This is a genomic window from Xylanimonas oleitrophica (assembly GCF_003244315.1).
Taxonomy (GTDB): domain Bacteria; phylum Actinomycetota; class Actinomycetes; order Actinomycetales; family Cellulomonadaceae; genus Xylanimonas_A; species Xylanimonas_A oleitrophica.
On the sequence record NZ_QKWH01000016.1, the window covers coordinates 1 to 13,469 of the forward strand.

The following is a 13,469-nucleotide window of genomic DNA, read 5'->3' on the forward strand; positions in this document are numbered from 1 at the left end:
CCCCGACCGGGGTCGCGCTCCTCGAGGGCGCCCTCCGGCCCGGGCTCGCTCTCGAGGCCGGGCTCCAGGGCGTCCCCTCGGGGGTCGGCGCGAGCAGGTCGGAGAACGACGGGAGGGAGTCCTCCGGCGCCGTCTGCGGCGTGCGCACACCACGGCGCGACCGGGTCGCCCCGGGCAACTGGGTGGCACGCCGACCGTGAGCTTCCGACGGCGTCAGGAGACTGCTCACGGCGCGAACAGTACCGCCGGGGCCAGGGCGTCAGAAGGGCCTTCACAGAATCAGCCCGACCGCCACTTGACCGTGCGGCCCGGGACGCGCCAGATTCTGTCGCGTGACTTCCACGACGACTGGCCTGTGGGTCGACCCTGCGGAAGACCCCCGAGCCACCGGCCCCGAGCCGGTAGGCGAGAAGGAGACCGTCTGGGAGTACCTGTGCCGTTACCGCATGACCCTCGTGATGAAGTGCGAGGGTCTCGACGCCGAGCAGCTCGCGCGCCGCTCCGTGCCGCCCTCGACGCTGTCGCTCCTGGGCATCGTCCGCCACCTGGCCAACGCCGAGCACCACTGGTTCCAGCGGGTGCTGCGCGGGAAGTCCTCCGCAGGTCCGTTCGAGCTGCCGGGCGTCACCGACCACGACTTCGACGGCGCCGTGCCCACGGACGCGTGCGTGACCGAGGCGTGGGCGGAGTGGCACCAGGCCGTGGAGGCCGCCGACGAGTGGTTCTGGGCGGAGGAGATGGACCGTGAGGTGCCCTTCGGCGACGGCACCGTCGAGGCCCGCGACGTCATGATCCACATGGTCGAGGAGTACGCGCGGCACATGGGTCACGTGGACCTGCTGCGCGAGTGCATCGACGGGCGCACCGGCCTCTGACCCCGGGAGCGGCGACCCGCCGCGCGCCACGTGCGCGCAGTGCGGGACAGACGCCGATACGCACGTCACAATCTCTCCGGGAACCCCTGCGGCACCTGCCGCGTTGACTCCCCTGCGCGACGCGTCCCCTCAGGGCGCGTCGCGCGACCGTGCACGCCGACCTTGGAAGGACCATGGACCCCAGCAGTAGTCCCAGCACCCGGATCACCGGACCCCGCTCCCCCGAGGGGAGGTGGAACCGATGACCTGGGTGCTCTCCCTGCTGCTCGGCCTCGTGGTGATCCTGCTCATCACCGCCGCGACGGGCTACTTCGTGGCCCAGGAGTTCGCCTACATGGCGGTGGACCGCTCGCGCCTGGCCGCCCGCGCCGAGGCCGGCGACCGCCCTGCCCGAGCCGCTCTCGCCGTCACCCGGCGCACCTCGTTCATGCTGTCGGGCGCCCAGCTCGGCATCACCATCACCGGCCTGCTCGTCGGGTACGTGGCCGAGCCCCTCGTGGGCCGCGCGCTGGGCGAGGCCCTCGGCGGGGTGGGGGTGCCCACCGGCGTGGGCGTCGCCGTCGGCACCGTGGCCGCCCTGCTCGTCTCGACGGTGATCCAGATGCTCTTCGGCGAGCTGTTCCCCAAGAACCTCGCCATCGCGCGCCCCGAGCCGGTGGCCCGGGCGCTCGCCCGCTCCACCCAGCTCTACCTGGCCGCGCTCGGCTGGCTCATCACCGTGTTCGACGCCGCGTCCAACGCCCTGCTGCGGCTGCTGCGCATCGAGCCGGTGCACGACGTCGAGCACTCGGCCACGGCGCGGGACCTCGAGCACATCGTGGCCGACTCGCGCGCGAGCGGCGACCTGCCGGACGACCTCTCCGACCTGCTGGACCGCCTCCTCGACTTCCCCCGCCGGGACGCCGAGCACGCCATGGTGCCCCGCACCCACGTGGACGTCGTGCGAGACGACGCCACGGTGGGCGACGTGCGCGCCCTCATGGCGGCCGGCCACTCGCGCTACCCCGTGGTGGACGAGCGGGGCGACGTGGTGGGCGTGGTCCACCTGCAGGACCTGCTGACCGGCCCCGTCGACGACGACGCCCCCGTGACGTCGCTGCAGCGCGAGCCGCTCGTGCTGCCCACCGCCATGGCGCTGCCCGACGCGCTGCGCGAGCTGTCCGCCACGCGCAACCAGATGGCGTGCGTCGTGGACGAGTACGGCGGGTTCGCCGGCGTGCTGACGGTCGAGGACCTGGCCGAGGAGGTCGTCGGCGAGATCACCGACGAGCACGACGTGGCAGAGCCGGACCCGGTGCTGGCCGACGACGTCGGCGTGTGGGTGATGGAGGGTGACGTGCACGTCGACGAGGTGGAGCGTGCCGTGGGGCACGACCTGCCCGAGGGCGACTACGAGACGATCGCTGGGCTGGTGATCGCCGCCCACGGCTCCCTGCCGGACGAGGGGGACGTGGTACAGGTGCAGCTCCCGGACGACCCGGCCGACCTGGCCCTGCCCGAGCCTCCGCCCTCGCGAGCGCTGCGCGTGGAGGTCATGTCGGTGGAGCGGCACGTGCCCGCCGTGGTGCGCGTCCGCCTGGTCGAGGGAGAGGCCCGATGAGCCCGTGGGTCGTGGCCGTGGCCACCGTCGCCATCATCGCGCTCAGCGCGTTCTTCGTGGCCGTGGAGTTCGCGCTCCTGGCCGCACGCCGGCACCGCCTGGAGGACGCGGCGGCCACGAGCCGCTCGGCCCGGGCGGCGCTGCGCAGCTCGACCGAGCTGACGGTGCTGCTCGCCGGCTCCCAGCTCGGCATCACGGCGTGCACGCTCGCGCTGGGCGCCATCACCAAGCCGGCCGTGCACCACTGGCTCACCCCCCTGTTCGCGGGGTGGGGCGCCCCCTACTGGGTGGCCGACGTGGTGGGCTTCGTGCTCGCCCTCGTCATCGTCACGTTCCTGCACCTGGTGGTGGGCGAGATGGCGCCCAAGTCGTGGGCCATCGCGCACCCGGAGAAGTCCGCCACGATGCTGGCCCTGCCGATGCGGGCCTTCATGGTGGTCACCCGGCCGGTGCTGGTGGCGCTCAACGAGGCGGCGAACTGGTGCCTGCGCCGCGTGGGTGTGGAGCCCACCGGCCAGGTGGCCTCGGGCCGCAGCCCTGACGACCTGCGTCACCTGGTGGAGCACTCCGCGAGCGTCGGCGCGCTGGACACCACGTACTCGGCCTCGCTGGCCGGGGCGCTGGACCTGCGCCGGCTGACGGTCTCGGACCTGCTCCGCGAGGGCGTGACCCCGGTGTCCGTGGGGCACGACGCCACGGCTGGCGACGTGCGTGCGGCGGCGGAGGCGTCCGGGCACCTGCGCATCCTGGTGCGGGCGCCGGGCTCGATGCTGCCGTCCGACGTCGTGCACGTGCGCGACACGCTGCTGCTGGAGGACGACGCGCCGATCGACGGGCTGCGCCGGCCCGCGCTGGTGCTGGACGCGACCACGCCCCTGCACCAGACCCTGGCCCGGATGCGTGAGACCAGCAGCCACCTCGCGCTGGTGCACCGGGAGGGGCCGACGGCGGCGGGCGCCGTCGGCGTCGTGACGCTGGCCGACGTGCTGGCGCGGATCTTCCCGCGCACGACGGCGGAGGCGGAGGCAGCGGCGGGCGCCGCCCCGGCCGGCGCAGGTCCCGCCGGCGCAGGTCCCGCCGGGGCTGGTCGCTCCGGCACGGGCACCGACGCCGTCACCGCCTGACGCGAGACGCCGACGGCCGGCCCCCGGGGAGACCGGGGGCCGGCCGTCGGCGTCCGTGCTCCGGGGGAGGCTCAGCCCGCCGCCCAGAAGATCGCCTGCGCCGCCTGGCTCAGCCCACCCTTGGGGTGCGTGCGGAACACCACCGAGGTGCCGAGCACCACGGCTCGCGCCCCCGAGGCCGCCTCGCCCGAGACCACCGACGCCTGGCCAGCCGCGCTGGCGGGGCCGTTGGCGCCGGAAGAGCTGGGGCGCCAGTGGCCGGCCAGGAGCGGGTCGGCTGCGTACGTCTGCTCGACCTTGGTGCCCTCTCCCAGGTTCGTGAACCACGTGGCGGGGTAGACGAACGCCGAGTCCTGCGCGTGGTTGGCGAGGAGCGACCCGGCCGGGGTGTCGACGTCGACGATGCCGTTGCCGGCGCTCGTGCCGGTCACGGCGGTGCCGGAGACCAGCCCGTAGGTGGAGGCGACGGTGAACGCCGAGGACCCACGGCCCACGATCGCACCGCCCGCGTCGACCCACCGCTGCACGGCGGCGCGCCCGGCCGAGCCGGCCGGCAGGTTGAGCGCCGCGCCGACCCACAGCACGTCGGCCCCCTCCAGCCCGGTGGACCCGGTGCCGGCGCCCGCCTGGATGCCGGCCGCCGTGACGGGAACCAGGTCGTCGAACCCGAGCTCGGTCAGCGAGAGCAGGTCGTCCTGGTTGCCCACGTAGGCGATGGTGAGGTCGCTCAGCGGCTCGGTGCCCGCGACCGCGCGCTCGTCGGCCTTGGACGCGGTGGTGAAGGCGATGTCGTGCTCGTCGGCCGCGGCCTGGGCCGCCGCCTTGCCCTCCGGGCCGACGACGGCACGACCGTCGTCGAGCAGCCACACCGGCGCACCGGCGTCGAGCAGCGCGTTGAGCGCCCGGTAGTCCCGCACGCCGGCCACGTCGAACGTCAGCCACAGCTGGCGGCCCTTGCCGTGCGCGCCCGGCGGCAGCCCGCCGTCCGACGGCGCTGCGTCCAGCGGCGTGGCGGTGAACGGCCAGCGGTCGGTCGTCGAGCCCACCTTGTCCACGGTGGCGCCCCACGTGTACGCCAGGCTCCACGCGGAGATGTCGTACATCGACGGCACCTTCTGCGAGATGTCCGTGCCGAGGTCCAGGAGGGCGTTGGCCAGGCCGCGCAGCGGCTGGTGCATGTCGACGACGTACGAGCCGCGCGGGTAGGCGGCGCCGGCGACGCGGGCGTCCTTGGTCAGGGTGGACATCTGCACGCCGTGGCGCTGCAGGTGCTCGACCAGCACCTCGGCGTCCGACACCGACCGCTGACCGGCTCCCACGGGGATCACGTAGGCGCGGGGCAGGTCGACCGGGTCCTGGTCGTCGGCCACGTCCCACAGCGGCTTCCACTCGTCCGGGCCGGGCACCGCCGCCACGTTCGCCGTGGTGAGCTGCTCCTTGGGACCGCCGGCCACGCCGCGCCGGAACATCTCGATCTGGTTGGCCAGCATCTCGTCGCTGTGCGCCGCCACGTACGCCACCATCGAGTCCATCGTCTGCTTGGCGACGGCGGTGTTGATGATCGCGTTCTCCGGCGTTGTCGTGGTCCCGGTGCGTCCCTTCGGCAGCTCCACCGTGCTGGTCACGGCGCCGTGGAAGGCCGCGTACTGGGCGGTGAACACCGGCGGGTAGTCGTCCCAGCCCGAGGGGGTGTCGCGGTAGGGGATCTTGATGTGCTCGGTCTCCGGGCCGGTCACCCGGTCCACCACGCGGCCCGTGGACACGTCGTAGTAGGTGTTGCCCGGGATCTGCGCCGCCACGACGTCCTCCTCGACGGCGCGCGCCACGGCGTAGCCGTGCGGGATGAACAGGTCGTACTCGTAGTTCTGCCCGTGCGGCGGGCCGCACGGCTCCACCTGGAGCACGCTCGTGTAGCCGTGGAAGTCGGCGGCGTACAGCGGCTGCAGCGTCTGCGCCGTGGCTACGAACGAGCGCGACTCGGGCGTGGTGCCCGTGATCATGTCGCGGTTGGCGTCGAGGTTCAGCGCCGTGGCCCGCGTGGCGTCCGTGCGCCCGTCCGGGTTGAGCGACAGCGAGAAGTAGAGGCGGTGTCCGGCGAGCAGCCCGGTGGTGGCCGGGTCGGTCGCGGTGGCGAGCTCCTCGATGAGCTGCACCGCCGCGTCGGTGCCCTCCCACTCGTTGCCGTGGATGTTGGCGCTGATCCAGATCGGCGTCTTGTAGCCCGCCCGGAGCGCACCGTCCCGGGCCGCCCTGGCGGGGTCGGTCTTGATGAGCTCCCGCCACCGGGTCTGCTGGGCGGTCTCGGCCGGCCGCTCCGGCGCGGTCACCGTGACCAGGTACAGGTCGCGTCCGCCCGTGGACTGCCCCACCACCTGGGTGGAGACCCGGTCGCTGGCCGCCATGAGCTCCTGCAGGCGCGGCGCGAGGTCCGCGTGGCTGATCGTGCCGTTGCGCTCCGTGGCGTCGGCCGCGTTCGGGGGGAACACCCGCAGCCGCGGCTGGTGCGGGTACGACGCCGGCATCTCGATCGCCGTCGCCTGGCCTCCTGGCGCGCCGGGCTTGCCCGGACCCTTGCCGTTGCCGTTCCCGTGGCCCTGGGCAGCGCGCAGCAGCTCGGCCGCCGAGCCGGGGCGGTCCTGCTCGGCCCCGCGGCCTTCTCCCGCCTGTGGTGCGACGTGCGACGGCGGTGCGGCCGGGGTCTGCGCGGCCGCGACGCCCGTGAGCGTCGAGGCGGCGAGGGTCACGCCGGCGAGGCCGGCGAGCGTACGTCTGAGCAGCATGGCTCCCTCTCGGTGGTTCGTCCCCTGAAGCGCCCAGCATGGCGGGTGAAGGCGGGGCCGGCCCGGTCGGAAACGAGAAGTTCACGTAGGGTCCCGCAGCCTGGGACGCCGGCCGCCTGCTCCGGCGTCAGCGCTCGGCGCCGACGGCCTCACGCTCGGCCGTCTCCTGGTCCACCCGGGCCGCCCGGAGCCGGGACAGGATCACGGCCCCGAACGCGATCGCCGCGGCCACCACGGCGATGCCGATGCGCAGGGCGTGGTTGGCGTCGGCGGGCACGCTCATGGCCACCACGGCCGGGGCGATGAGCACGGAGACCAGGTTCATCACCTTGATGAGCGGGTTGATCGCGGGCCCAGCGGTGTCCTTGAAAGGGTCTCCTACGGTGTCGCCGATGACGGTGGCGGCGTGGGCCTCGGAGCCCTTGCCGCCGTGGGCGCCGTCCTCCACGATCTTCTTCGCGTTGTCCCAGGCACCGCCGGAGTTGGCGAGGAAGATCGCCATGAGGACGCCGGCGGCGATGGCGCCGGCGAGGAACCCGGCCAGCGGGCCGACACCGAGACCGAACCCGACGGCGATGGGCGCGAAGGCGGCCAGCAGGCCGGGGGTGGCGAGCTCGCGCAGGGAGTCGCGGGTGCAGATGTCCACGACCCTGCCGTACTCGGGGCGCTCCTGGAAGGTCATGATCCCGGGGTGCTCGCGGAACTGGCGGCGCACCTCGAGCACGATGGCGCCGGCGGCGCGGGTGACGGCGTCGACGGCCAGCCCGGAGAAGAGGAACACGGTGGCGGCGCCGAGGATGACGCCCACGAGGGTCACCGGGGAGACGATCTCGAAGCTCAGCATGGCGCCGACCAGCCCGGTGCCCGCCTCGCTGACCTGGGACAGGGCGTGGGCGACGGCGTCGGCGTAGGAGCCGAACAGGGCCGTCGCCGCCAGCACGGCGGTGGCGATGGCGATGCCCTTGGTGATGGCCTTGGTGGTGTTGCCGACGGCGTCGAGGTCCGTGAGGGTCTGGGCGCCCGCCTCGTCGACGTCTCCCGACATCTCGGCGATGCCCTGGGCGTTGTCGCTGACGGGGCCGAACGTGTCCATCGCGACGATGACGCCCACCGTGGTGAGCAGCCCGCAGCCGGCGAGCGCCACGAGGAAGAGGGAGAGCCACACGGAGCCGCCTGCCAGGAGGAACACGGCGCAGATCGCGGCGGCGATGATCCCGGCGGTGTAGACGGCGGACTCGAACCCGACGCCGATCCCGGAGAGCACCACGGTGGCGGCACCGGTGCGGGAGGTGGCGGCGACGTGGAGCGTGGGCTTCGACGTCGTCCCGGTGAAGTAGCCCGTGATCCACAGGATCACGCCGGCGAGCAGGACGCCGACGGCGACGGCGAGCGAGGCGACGACCCGGGGGTCGGCGGAGATGCCGGTGAGGGTGCCGAGCTGGGCGGTGCCGCCGAGGCCCTCGAACGAGGAGGGCAGGTAGGCGAACGCGGCGACGGCCGCGAGGACGACGCCGACCACGGCGGACAGGTAGAACCCGCGGTTGATGGCGGCGAGCCCGCTCTCGGAGCCGCGCACCCGGGTGGCGAGCACGCCGAGGAGGGCGACGAGCGCGCCGACGGCGGTGACGATCAGGGGGAAGACGAGACCCTGCTCCCCCATGACGGCCCGGCCGAGGATGAGCGCGGCGACGAGGGTGACGGCGTAGGACTCGAAGAGGTCGGCCGCCATGCCGGCGCAGTCGCCCACGTTGTCGCCGACGTTGTCGGCGATGGTGGCGGCGTTGCGCGGGTCGTCCTCGGGGATGCCCTGTTCGACCTTGCCGACGAGGTCGGCGCCGACGTCGGCCGCCTTGGTGAAGATGCCGCCGCCCACGCGCATGAACATGGCGAGCAGGGCGGCACCGAAGCCGAAGCCTTCGAGGACGGCGGGGGCGTCGGCGCGGTAGACGAGCACCACGAGGGCGGCACCCAGCAGCCCGAGGCCCACCACGCACATGCCGACGACGCCGCCGGTGCGGAAGGCCAGCCGGGCACCGACGGCGCGGCCGTCGGGCCGGGTGGCCGCGGCGGCGACGCGCACGTTGGCGCGCACGGCCAGCCACATGCCGAGGTAGCCGATGGCGGCGGAGAACGCGGCGCCGAAGAGGAAGGCGATCGAGCGGCCGAGGCGCACGCCGCCGTCGCCGGGCAGCAGGAACAGCAGGGCGAAGACGACGACGGCGAACAGCGCCAGCGTCCGGAACTGCCGGTTGAGGTAGGCGGACGCCCCCTCCTGCACCGCGCGGGCGATCTCCCGCATCGAGGCGGTGCCCTCGTCGGCGGCGAGGACCTGCCGCCGCAGCACCAGCGCGCACGCCAGGGCGCCGAGAGCGACGAGGGCGATCGTCGTGACGATCACGATGCTGCCTGTTCCTAGCGTGAGCATCCGTCCTCCTTGACGAAGCCTCCACGTGCGCGGGCACGTGCTGCTGAAGGCCCCGCCGGCGCCGTTGACGGCGGGATGCGCGCGAGTCTACTCATATGTGATCCGCGTCACGAGACGGCGCAGGTCAGGGGTGGTTCCGCCCGACTCGCCGGCACCGCGAGCCCTTGCCGATGTGACCTGCGCCACTGTTAAGGTCTGCGCACTGCTGTGGACCGTGTCAACGACGACCAGACCGGAGCCGACCGTGAACTCGCTCGTCCTCGCCCTCGTCGGCATCGCGATGGTGCTGGCCGGGTACTTCCTCTACTCGAAGTACCTCGCCACCCGCATCTACCGCCTCGACCCCGCGTACGCCACGCCCGCGCACGCCCAGCGCGACGGCGTCGACTACGTGCCCACCAACAGGTTCGTGCTCTGGGGGCACCACTTCACCTCCGTGGCCGGCGCCGCCCCCATCGTGGGCCCGGCCGTCGCCGTCATCTGGGGCTGGCTGCCCGCGTTCCTCTGGGTCACCCTCGGCACCGTCTTCTTCGCCGGCATGCACGACATGGGCGCCCTGTGGGCCTCGGTCCGCAACAAGGGCCAGTCCATCGGCACCCTCTCGGGCCGCTACATCGGCGCCCGCGGGCGCAACCTGTTCCTCGTCGTCGTGTTCCTGCTGCTGCTGATGGTCGTGGCCGCGTTCGCCACCGTCATCAAGAACCTGCTGGTCTCCACGCCGTCGGCCGTCATCCCCGTGTGGGGCGCCATCGCCGTCGCCCTCGTGATCGGGCAGATGATCTACCGCTGGAAGGTCAGCCTCCTGCTGACCACCGTGCTCGGCGTCGTCGCCCTGTACTCCCTGATCCTGCTGGGCGACCGGTACCCCGTGGTGCTGCCCGAGTCCGTGCTCGGCATGTCGCCCTCCACCTTCTGGATCGTGGCGCTCTTCCTCTACGCCGGGATCGCGTCGCTGCTGCCCGTGTGGGTGCTGCTCCAGCCGCGCGACTACATCAACGGCGTCCAGCTCTTCATCGGGCTCGGCATCCTCTACGTGGCCGTGCTGCTCGCCACGCCCACCGTCGTGGCCCCGGCGGTCAACGCGAACGTGCCCGAGGGCACCCCCAGCCTGGTGCCGCTCCTGTTCGTCACCATCGCCTGCGGCGCCATCTCGGGCTTCCACGGCACCGTGGCCTCGGGCACCACGTCCAAGCAGCTCGACAACGAGACCGACACCCGGTTCGTCGGCTACTTCGGCGCCGTGGGCGAAGGGCTCCTGGCGCTCGGCGCGATCATCGCCGCCACCGCCGGGTACCAGACGCTCGCCGACTGGGAGGCCGTGTACACCGCGTTCAACGCCGGCGGGGTCGCGGCGTTCGTCGAGGGCGGCGGCGCCATCGTCAACGCCGGCCTGGGCATCCCGCCGTCGCTCAGCGCCACCATCCTCGCCACCATGGCCGTGCTGTTCGCCGCCACCACCATGGACACCGGGGTGCGCCTGCAGCGGTTCGTGGTGCAGGAGGCCGCCGAGCTGGCCGGCCTGCGGGTCGGCAAGGTGCTCGGCACCGTGATCGTGCTCGCCGTGGCCATGACGCTGACGTTCAGCGCGGGCGGCGACGGCGAGGGCGGCATGCTCATCTGGCCGCTGTTCGGCACCACCAACCAGCTCCTCGCCTCGCTCACCCTCGCGATCGTGGCCGTGATGCTGCTGCGCAAGCGACGCAACCCCGTGCTCGTGCTGGTGCCCCTGGTGTTCGTGCTCGCCATGTCCGTGCTGGCCCTCGTGGTGCAGCTCGGCACCTTCTACGACGCCGGGAACTGGCTGCTGCTGGTGCTCGACGCCGTCATCCTCGTGGCCTCCCTGTGGGTTGCGGTCGAGGCGGCCGCCGCCATGAACCGGGCACGGCGCGGCGTGGGTGCCGAGGACGAGGACCGGGACGAGCTCACCCCGGCGCGATGACCGCACCAGGGCGGGTCGCGGGCTGGTGGAAGGCGCTCGACGCCGGCCTCACGGACCTGTACCAGGGCCCTTACCGCCGCACGTTCGCCCGGGCGCAGCGCGACGAGGACGACCTGTTCCTCATGATCGTGCTCGCCGAGTCGTTGGGAGTGCCCAACCCGGCGTCGTACTACACCGTCGAGCTGCTGCCGGTGATGTACGAGCGCCTGCACGACTGGCACACCCGCGCGGGCATGGACCGCTCGCCGCTGGAGGGTATGTCGTGCTGCTGAGCCTGGCCGCGCGGGTACGTGTGCTGTTCGTGGGCGGCAAGGGCGGCGTCGGCAAGACGTCGACGGCCTCGGCCGTGGCGCTCGCCGCCGCCCGGGAAGGACGCCGCGTGCTCGTGGCGTCCACGGACCCCGCCCACAACCTCGGGCACCTGTGGGACCGGCCCGTCGGGGACGACGTCGTGCGCCTCGCGGGGCCGTTCCCCGTGGGGCAGGACGGCGGTGCGGCAGGCACCGGCGTCGGCCACCTGGACGGGATCGAGATCGACCCGGAGCGCACCGCCGAACGCCACCTCGACCAGGTGCGCGGCACGCTGCACCGGCTCATGCCCGAGCACCTGCGCGGCGAGGTGGACCGGCACCTGGACCTGGCCCGGCACGCCCCTGGCGCCCACGAGGCCGCGCTACTGGAGCGGGTGGCCGAGACCGTCGAGCTCGGCCTGGCGGAGTACGACCTGGTCGTGTTCGACACCGCGCCGTCCGGGCACACCGCACGGCTCATGGCGCTGCCGGAGGCGATGTCGGCGTGGACCGACGGCCTGCTGCGCGGGCGCGACCGCTCGGCCCGGTTCGGGGACGCCGCCCGACGGCTGGGCCACACCGACGACGACGGTGCCGGCGTGCTCGGCACGGGCTCACGCGCCCGGGACCGGCGCGAGCGCCGCGACCAGGAGATCCGGGCGGTGCTGGAGCGCCGTCGCCGCCGGTTCGCGGGCCTGCGTGAGGTGCTCACCGACCACGGGCGCACCGCGTTCGTCATCGTGCTGGCGGCCGAGCGGATGCCGGTGCTGGAGGCGCTGGAGCTGCACCGGCAGCTCGAGGCGACCGGGGTGGGGGTGCGTGCCCTGGTGGTGAACAAGCGGTCCCCGCACGACGGCGGCGACCTGCTGGCCGCGCGGCACGCGCAGGAGGAGCGGCACCTCGCCGTCGTGCGCGACGCCCTGCCGCGGGTCCCGCTCCTGGAGGTGCCGCTGCTGCCGGGCGACCTGGCGGGCGAGGCGGCTCTGACCCGCCTGGGCGAGCTGCTGCGCTGAGAGCAGCCGCCCTGGCGGCACGGCCCGGCGGGCCCGTGGGAGACTGCGAGCCATGCCTGCACCGGTCAACGCCGCCACCGTCCCCGCCGAGGCCCGCACCCACACCGAGGACCTGGGCGCCTTCGTCACCGCCTCGCCGTCGTCGTTCCACGCCGCCGCCGAGATCGCGCGGCGGGCCGAGGCCGCCGGTTTCGTGCGGCTGACGGAGACGGACGGATGGGACGTGACGCCGGGCGGCCGGTACGTGGTGGTGCGCGACGGCGCGGCGATCGCGTTCGTGGTGCCGCCCGCGGCCGGCCCGACGACGCCGTTCACCATCCTCGGCACGCACACCGACTCCCCCGGGTTCAAGCTCAAGCCGCGCCCCACCACCGGCGGCCACGGCTTCTGGCAGGCGGGGGTGGAGGTGTACGGCGGCCCGCTGCTGGCCTCCTGGCTCGACCGCGAGCTGGAGCTGGCCGGACGCGTGGTGACCGCCGACGGCACCGAGCACCTGGTGCGCACCGGGCCGCTGCTGCGCATCCCGCACCTGGCGATCCACCTGGACCGTTCCGTCAACGAGGGCCTGACGCTCGACAAGCAGCGGCACACCCAGCCCGTGTGGGGCCTCGGGGACGTGAGCCAGGCCGACGTGCTGGCCGTGCTCGCCGCCTCGGCCGACGACGGCGCGGGCGTGGACCCGGCCACGATCGGCGGCTACGACGTCGTCGTCGCCGACACCCAGGAGCCCCGCGCGTTCGGCGCCGGCGGGACCCTGTGGGCCTCCGGCCGCCTGGACAACCTGCTCTCCACGCACGCCGCGATCACGGCACTGCTCGACGCGGCGGCCACGCCCGCCGCCGTCGCGGACATCGCCGGTATCGCCGTCGTCGCCGCGTTCGACCACGAGGAGATCGGGTCGGAGTCCCGCTCCGGCGCGGCCGGCCCCTTCCTCGAGGACGTGCTCGGCCGCGTCTCCGACGCGCTCGGCGCCACCGCGCAGGACCGCGCGCGGGCGTTCGCCGCCTCGTTCCACGTCTCCTCCGACGTCGGGCACGCCGTCCACCCCAACCACCCCGAGCGCCACGACCCGGCCAACCACCCGGTGGCCGGCGGCGGCCCGATCCTCAAGATCAACGCCAACCAGCGCTACTCCACCGACGCGCACGGAGCCGCCCGCTGGCAGGCCGCCTGCGCCGCCGCCGGGGTGCCCACCCAGGAGTTCGTGTCCAACAACGCCATCCCGTGCGGCTCCACCATCGGCCCCATCACCGCCACGCGCCTGGGCATCCGCACCGTCGACGTGGGCGTGCCCATCTTGTCCATGCACTCCGCGCGCGAGCTCACCGCCGTCGTCGACCCCTGGTACCTGAGCCGGGCGATGGGCGCGGTGCTGCGAGGCTGAGCGCCGCCGCCCGGCTCCCCGCGAGCAGCGGGTGGGAAG

10 protein-coding genes are annotated in these 13,469 nt (G+C 73.8%); 8 read left to right on the forward strand and 2 right to left on the reverse strand.

Features of this window, described 5'->3' with window-relative positions; all coding sequences use genetic code 11:
• The 4 genes from DNL40_RS16650 to DNL40_RS14835 form a co-directional block, all read left to right on the forward strand.
• Positions 1–200, forward strand: a 200-nt coding sequence (locus DNL40_RS16650) for a hypothetical protein (protein ID WP_218926080.1), incomplete at its 5' end; no start/stop codon positions are given.
• Between the two features lie 132 nt (positions 201–332).
• Positions 333–875 (forward strand): DinB family protein, encoded by a 543-nt coding sequence (locus DNL40_RS14825; RefSeq protein ID WP_245885968.1) that lies wholly within the window; start codon positions 333–335, stop codon positions 873–875.
• A 241-nt stretch (positions 876–1,116) separates the two neighbouring features.
• The gene (locus DNL40_RS14830; protein ID WP_111252043.1) at positions 1,117–2,475 is read left to right on the forward strand and encodes a hemolysin family protein; all 1,359 of its coding nucleotides are present in this window, start codon (positions 1,117–1,119) and stop codon (positions 2,473–2,475) included.
• Positions 2,472–3,599: a CNNM domain-containing protein gene (locus DNL40_RS14835; RefSeq protein WP_179951096.1), complete on the forward strand. Its 1,128-nt coding sequence runs from the start codon at positions 2,472–2,474 to the stop codon at positions 3,597–3,599. The genes DNL40_RS14830 and DNL40_RS14835 overlap by 4 nt, the downstream gene beginning before the upstream one ends.
• Before the next feature lie 71 nt (positions 3,600–3,670).
• On the opposite strand, the gene DNL40_RS14840 is transcribed toward DNL40_RS14835, so the two are convergent.
• Positions 3,671–6,379, reverse strand: a complete 2,709-nt coding sequence (locus tag DNL40_RS14840) for a M14 family zinc carboxypeptidase (protein WP_111252044.1) — start codon at positions 6,377–6,379, stop codon at positions 3,671–3,673.
• 127 nt (positions 6,380–6,506) lie between these two features.
• Positions 6,507–8,804 carry a sodium-translocating pyrophosphatase gene (locus tag DNL40_RS14845; protein WP_111252045.1) on the reverse strand — a complete coding sequence of 766 codons (2,298 nt, stop codon included), beginning with the start codon at positions 8,802–8,804 and terminating at the stop codon, positions 6,507–6,509.
• A 244-nt stretch (positions 8,805–9,048) separates the two neighbouring features.
• On the opposite strand from DNL40_RS14845, the gene DNL40_RS14850 reads away from it, so the two are divergent.
• Genes DNL40_RS14850 through DNL40_RS14865 form a run of 4 tightly spaced genes read left to right on the forward strand, consistent with a single transcriptional unit; the run spans position 9,049 to position 13,430 of the window.
• Complete coding sequence (locus DNL40_RS14850) at positions 9,049–10,743, forward strand: carbon starvation CstA family protein (RefSeq protein ID WP_111252046.1); 1,695 nt, start codon at positions 9,049–9,051, stop codon at positions 10,741–10,743.
• Complete coding sequence (locus tag DNL40_RS14855) at positions 10,740–11,015, forward strand: cory-CC-star protein (RefSeq protein ID WP_111252047.1); 276 nt, start codon at positions 10,740–10,742, stop codon at positions 11,013–11,015. Before DNL40_RS14850 ends, DNL40_RS14855 begins: the two co-directional genes overlap by 4 nt.
• Positions 11,006–12,046: an ArsA family ATPase gene (locus tag DNL40_RS14860; protein ID WP_111252048.1), complete on the forward strand. Its 1,041-nt coding sequence runs from the start codon at positions 11,006–11,008 to the stop codon at positions 12,044–12,046. Before DNL40_RS14855 ends, DNL40_RS14860 begins: the two co-directional genes overlap by 10 nt.
• Positions 12,047–12,098: 52 nt before the next feature.
• On the forward strand, positions 12,099–13,430 hold the full coding sequence (locus DNL40_RS14865) for a M18 family aminopeptidase (protein WP_111252049.1): 1,332 nt from the start codon (positions 12,099–12,101) through the stop codon (positions 13,428–13,430).
• The last annotated feature ends 39 nt before the right edge of the window (positions 13,431–13,469 follow it).

What these genes read in the sequence shown, in the direction of transcription:
- DNL40_RS14830 (WP_111252043.1), top strand. Translation starts at nt 1,117, where the DNA reads ATGACCTGGGTGCTCTCCCTGCTGCTCGGCCTCGTGGTGATCCTGCTC.
- DNL40_RS14835 (WP_179951096.1), top strand. Translation starts at nt 2,472, where the DNA reads ATGAGCCCGTGGGTCGTGGCCGTGGCCACCGTCGCCATCATCGCGCTC.
- DNL40_RS14840 (WP_111252044.1), bottom strand. Translation starts at nt 6,379, where the DNA reads ATGCTGCTCAGACGTACGCTCGCCGGCCTCGCCGGCGTGACCCTCGCC.
- DNL40_RS14845 (WP_111252045.1), bottom strand. Translation starts at nt 8,804, where the DNA reads ATGCTCACGCTAGGAACAGGCAGCATCGTGATCGTCACGACGATCGCC.
- DNL40_RS14855 (WP_111252047.1), top strand. Translation starts at nt 10,740, where the DNA reads ATGACCGCACCAGGGCGGGTCGCGGGCTGGTGGAAGGCGCTCGACGCC.
- DNL40_RS14865 (WP_111252049.1), top strand. Translation starts at nt 12,099, where the DNA reads ATGCCTGCACCGGTCAACGCCGCCACCGTCCCCGCCGAGGCCCGCACC.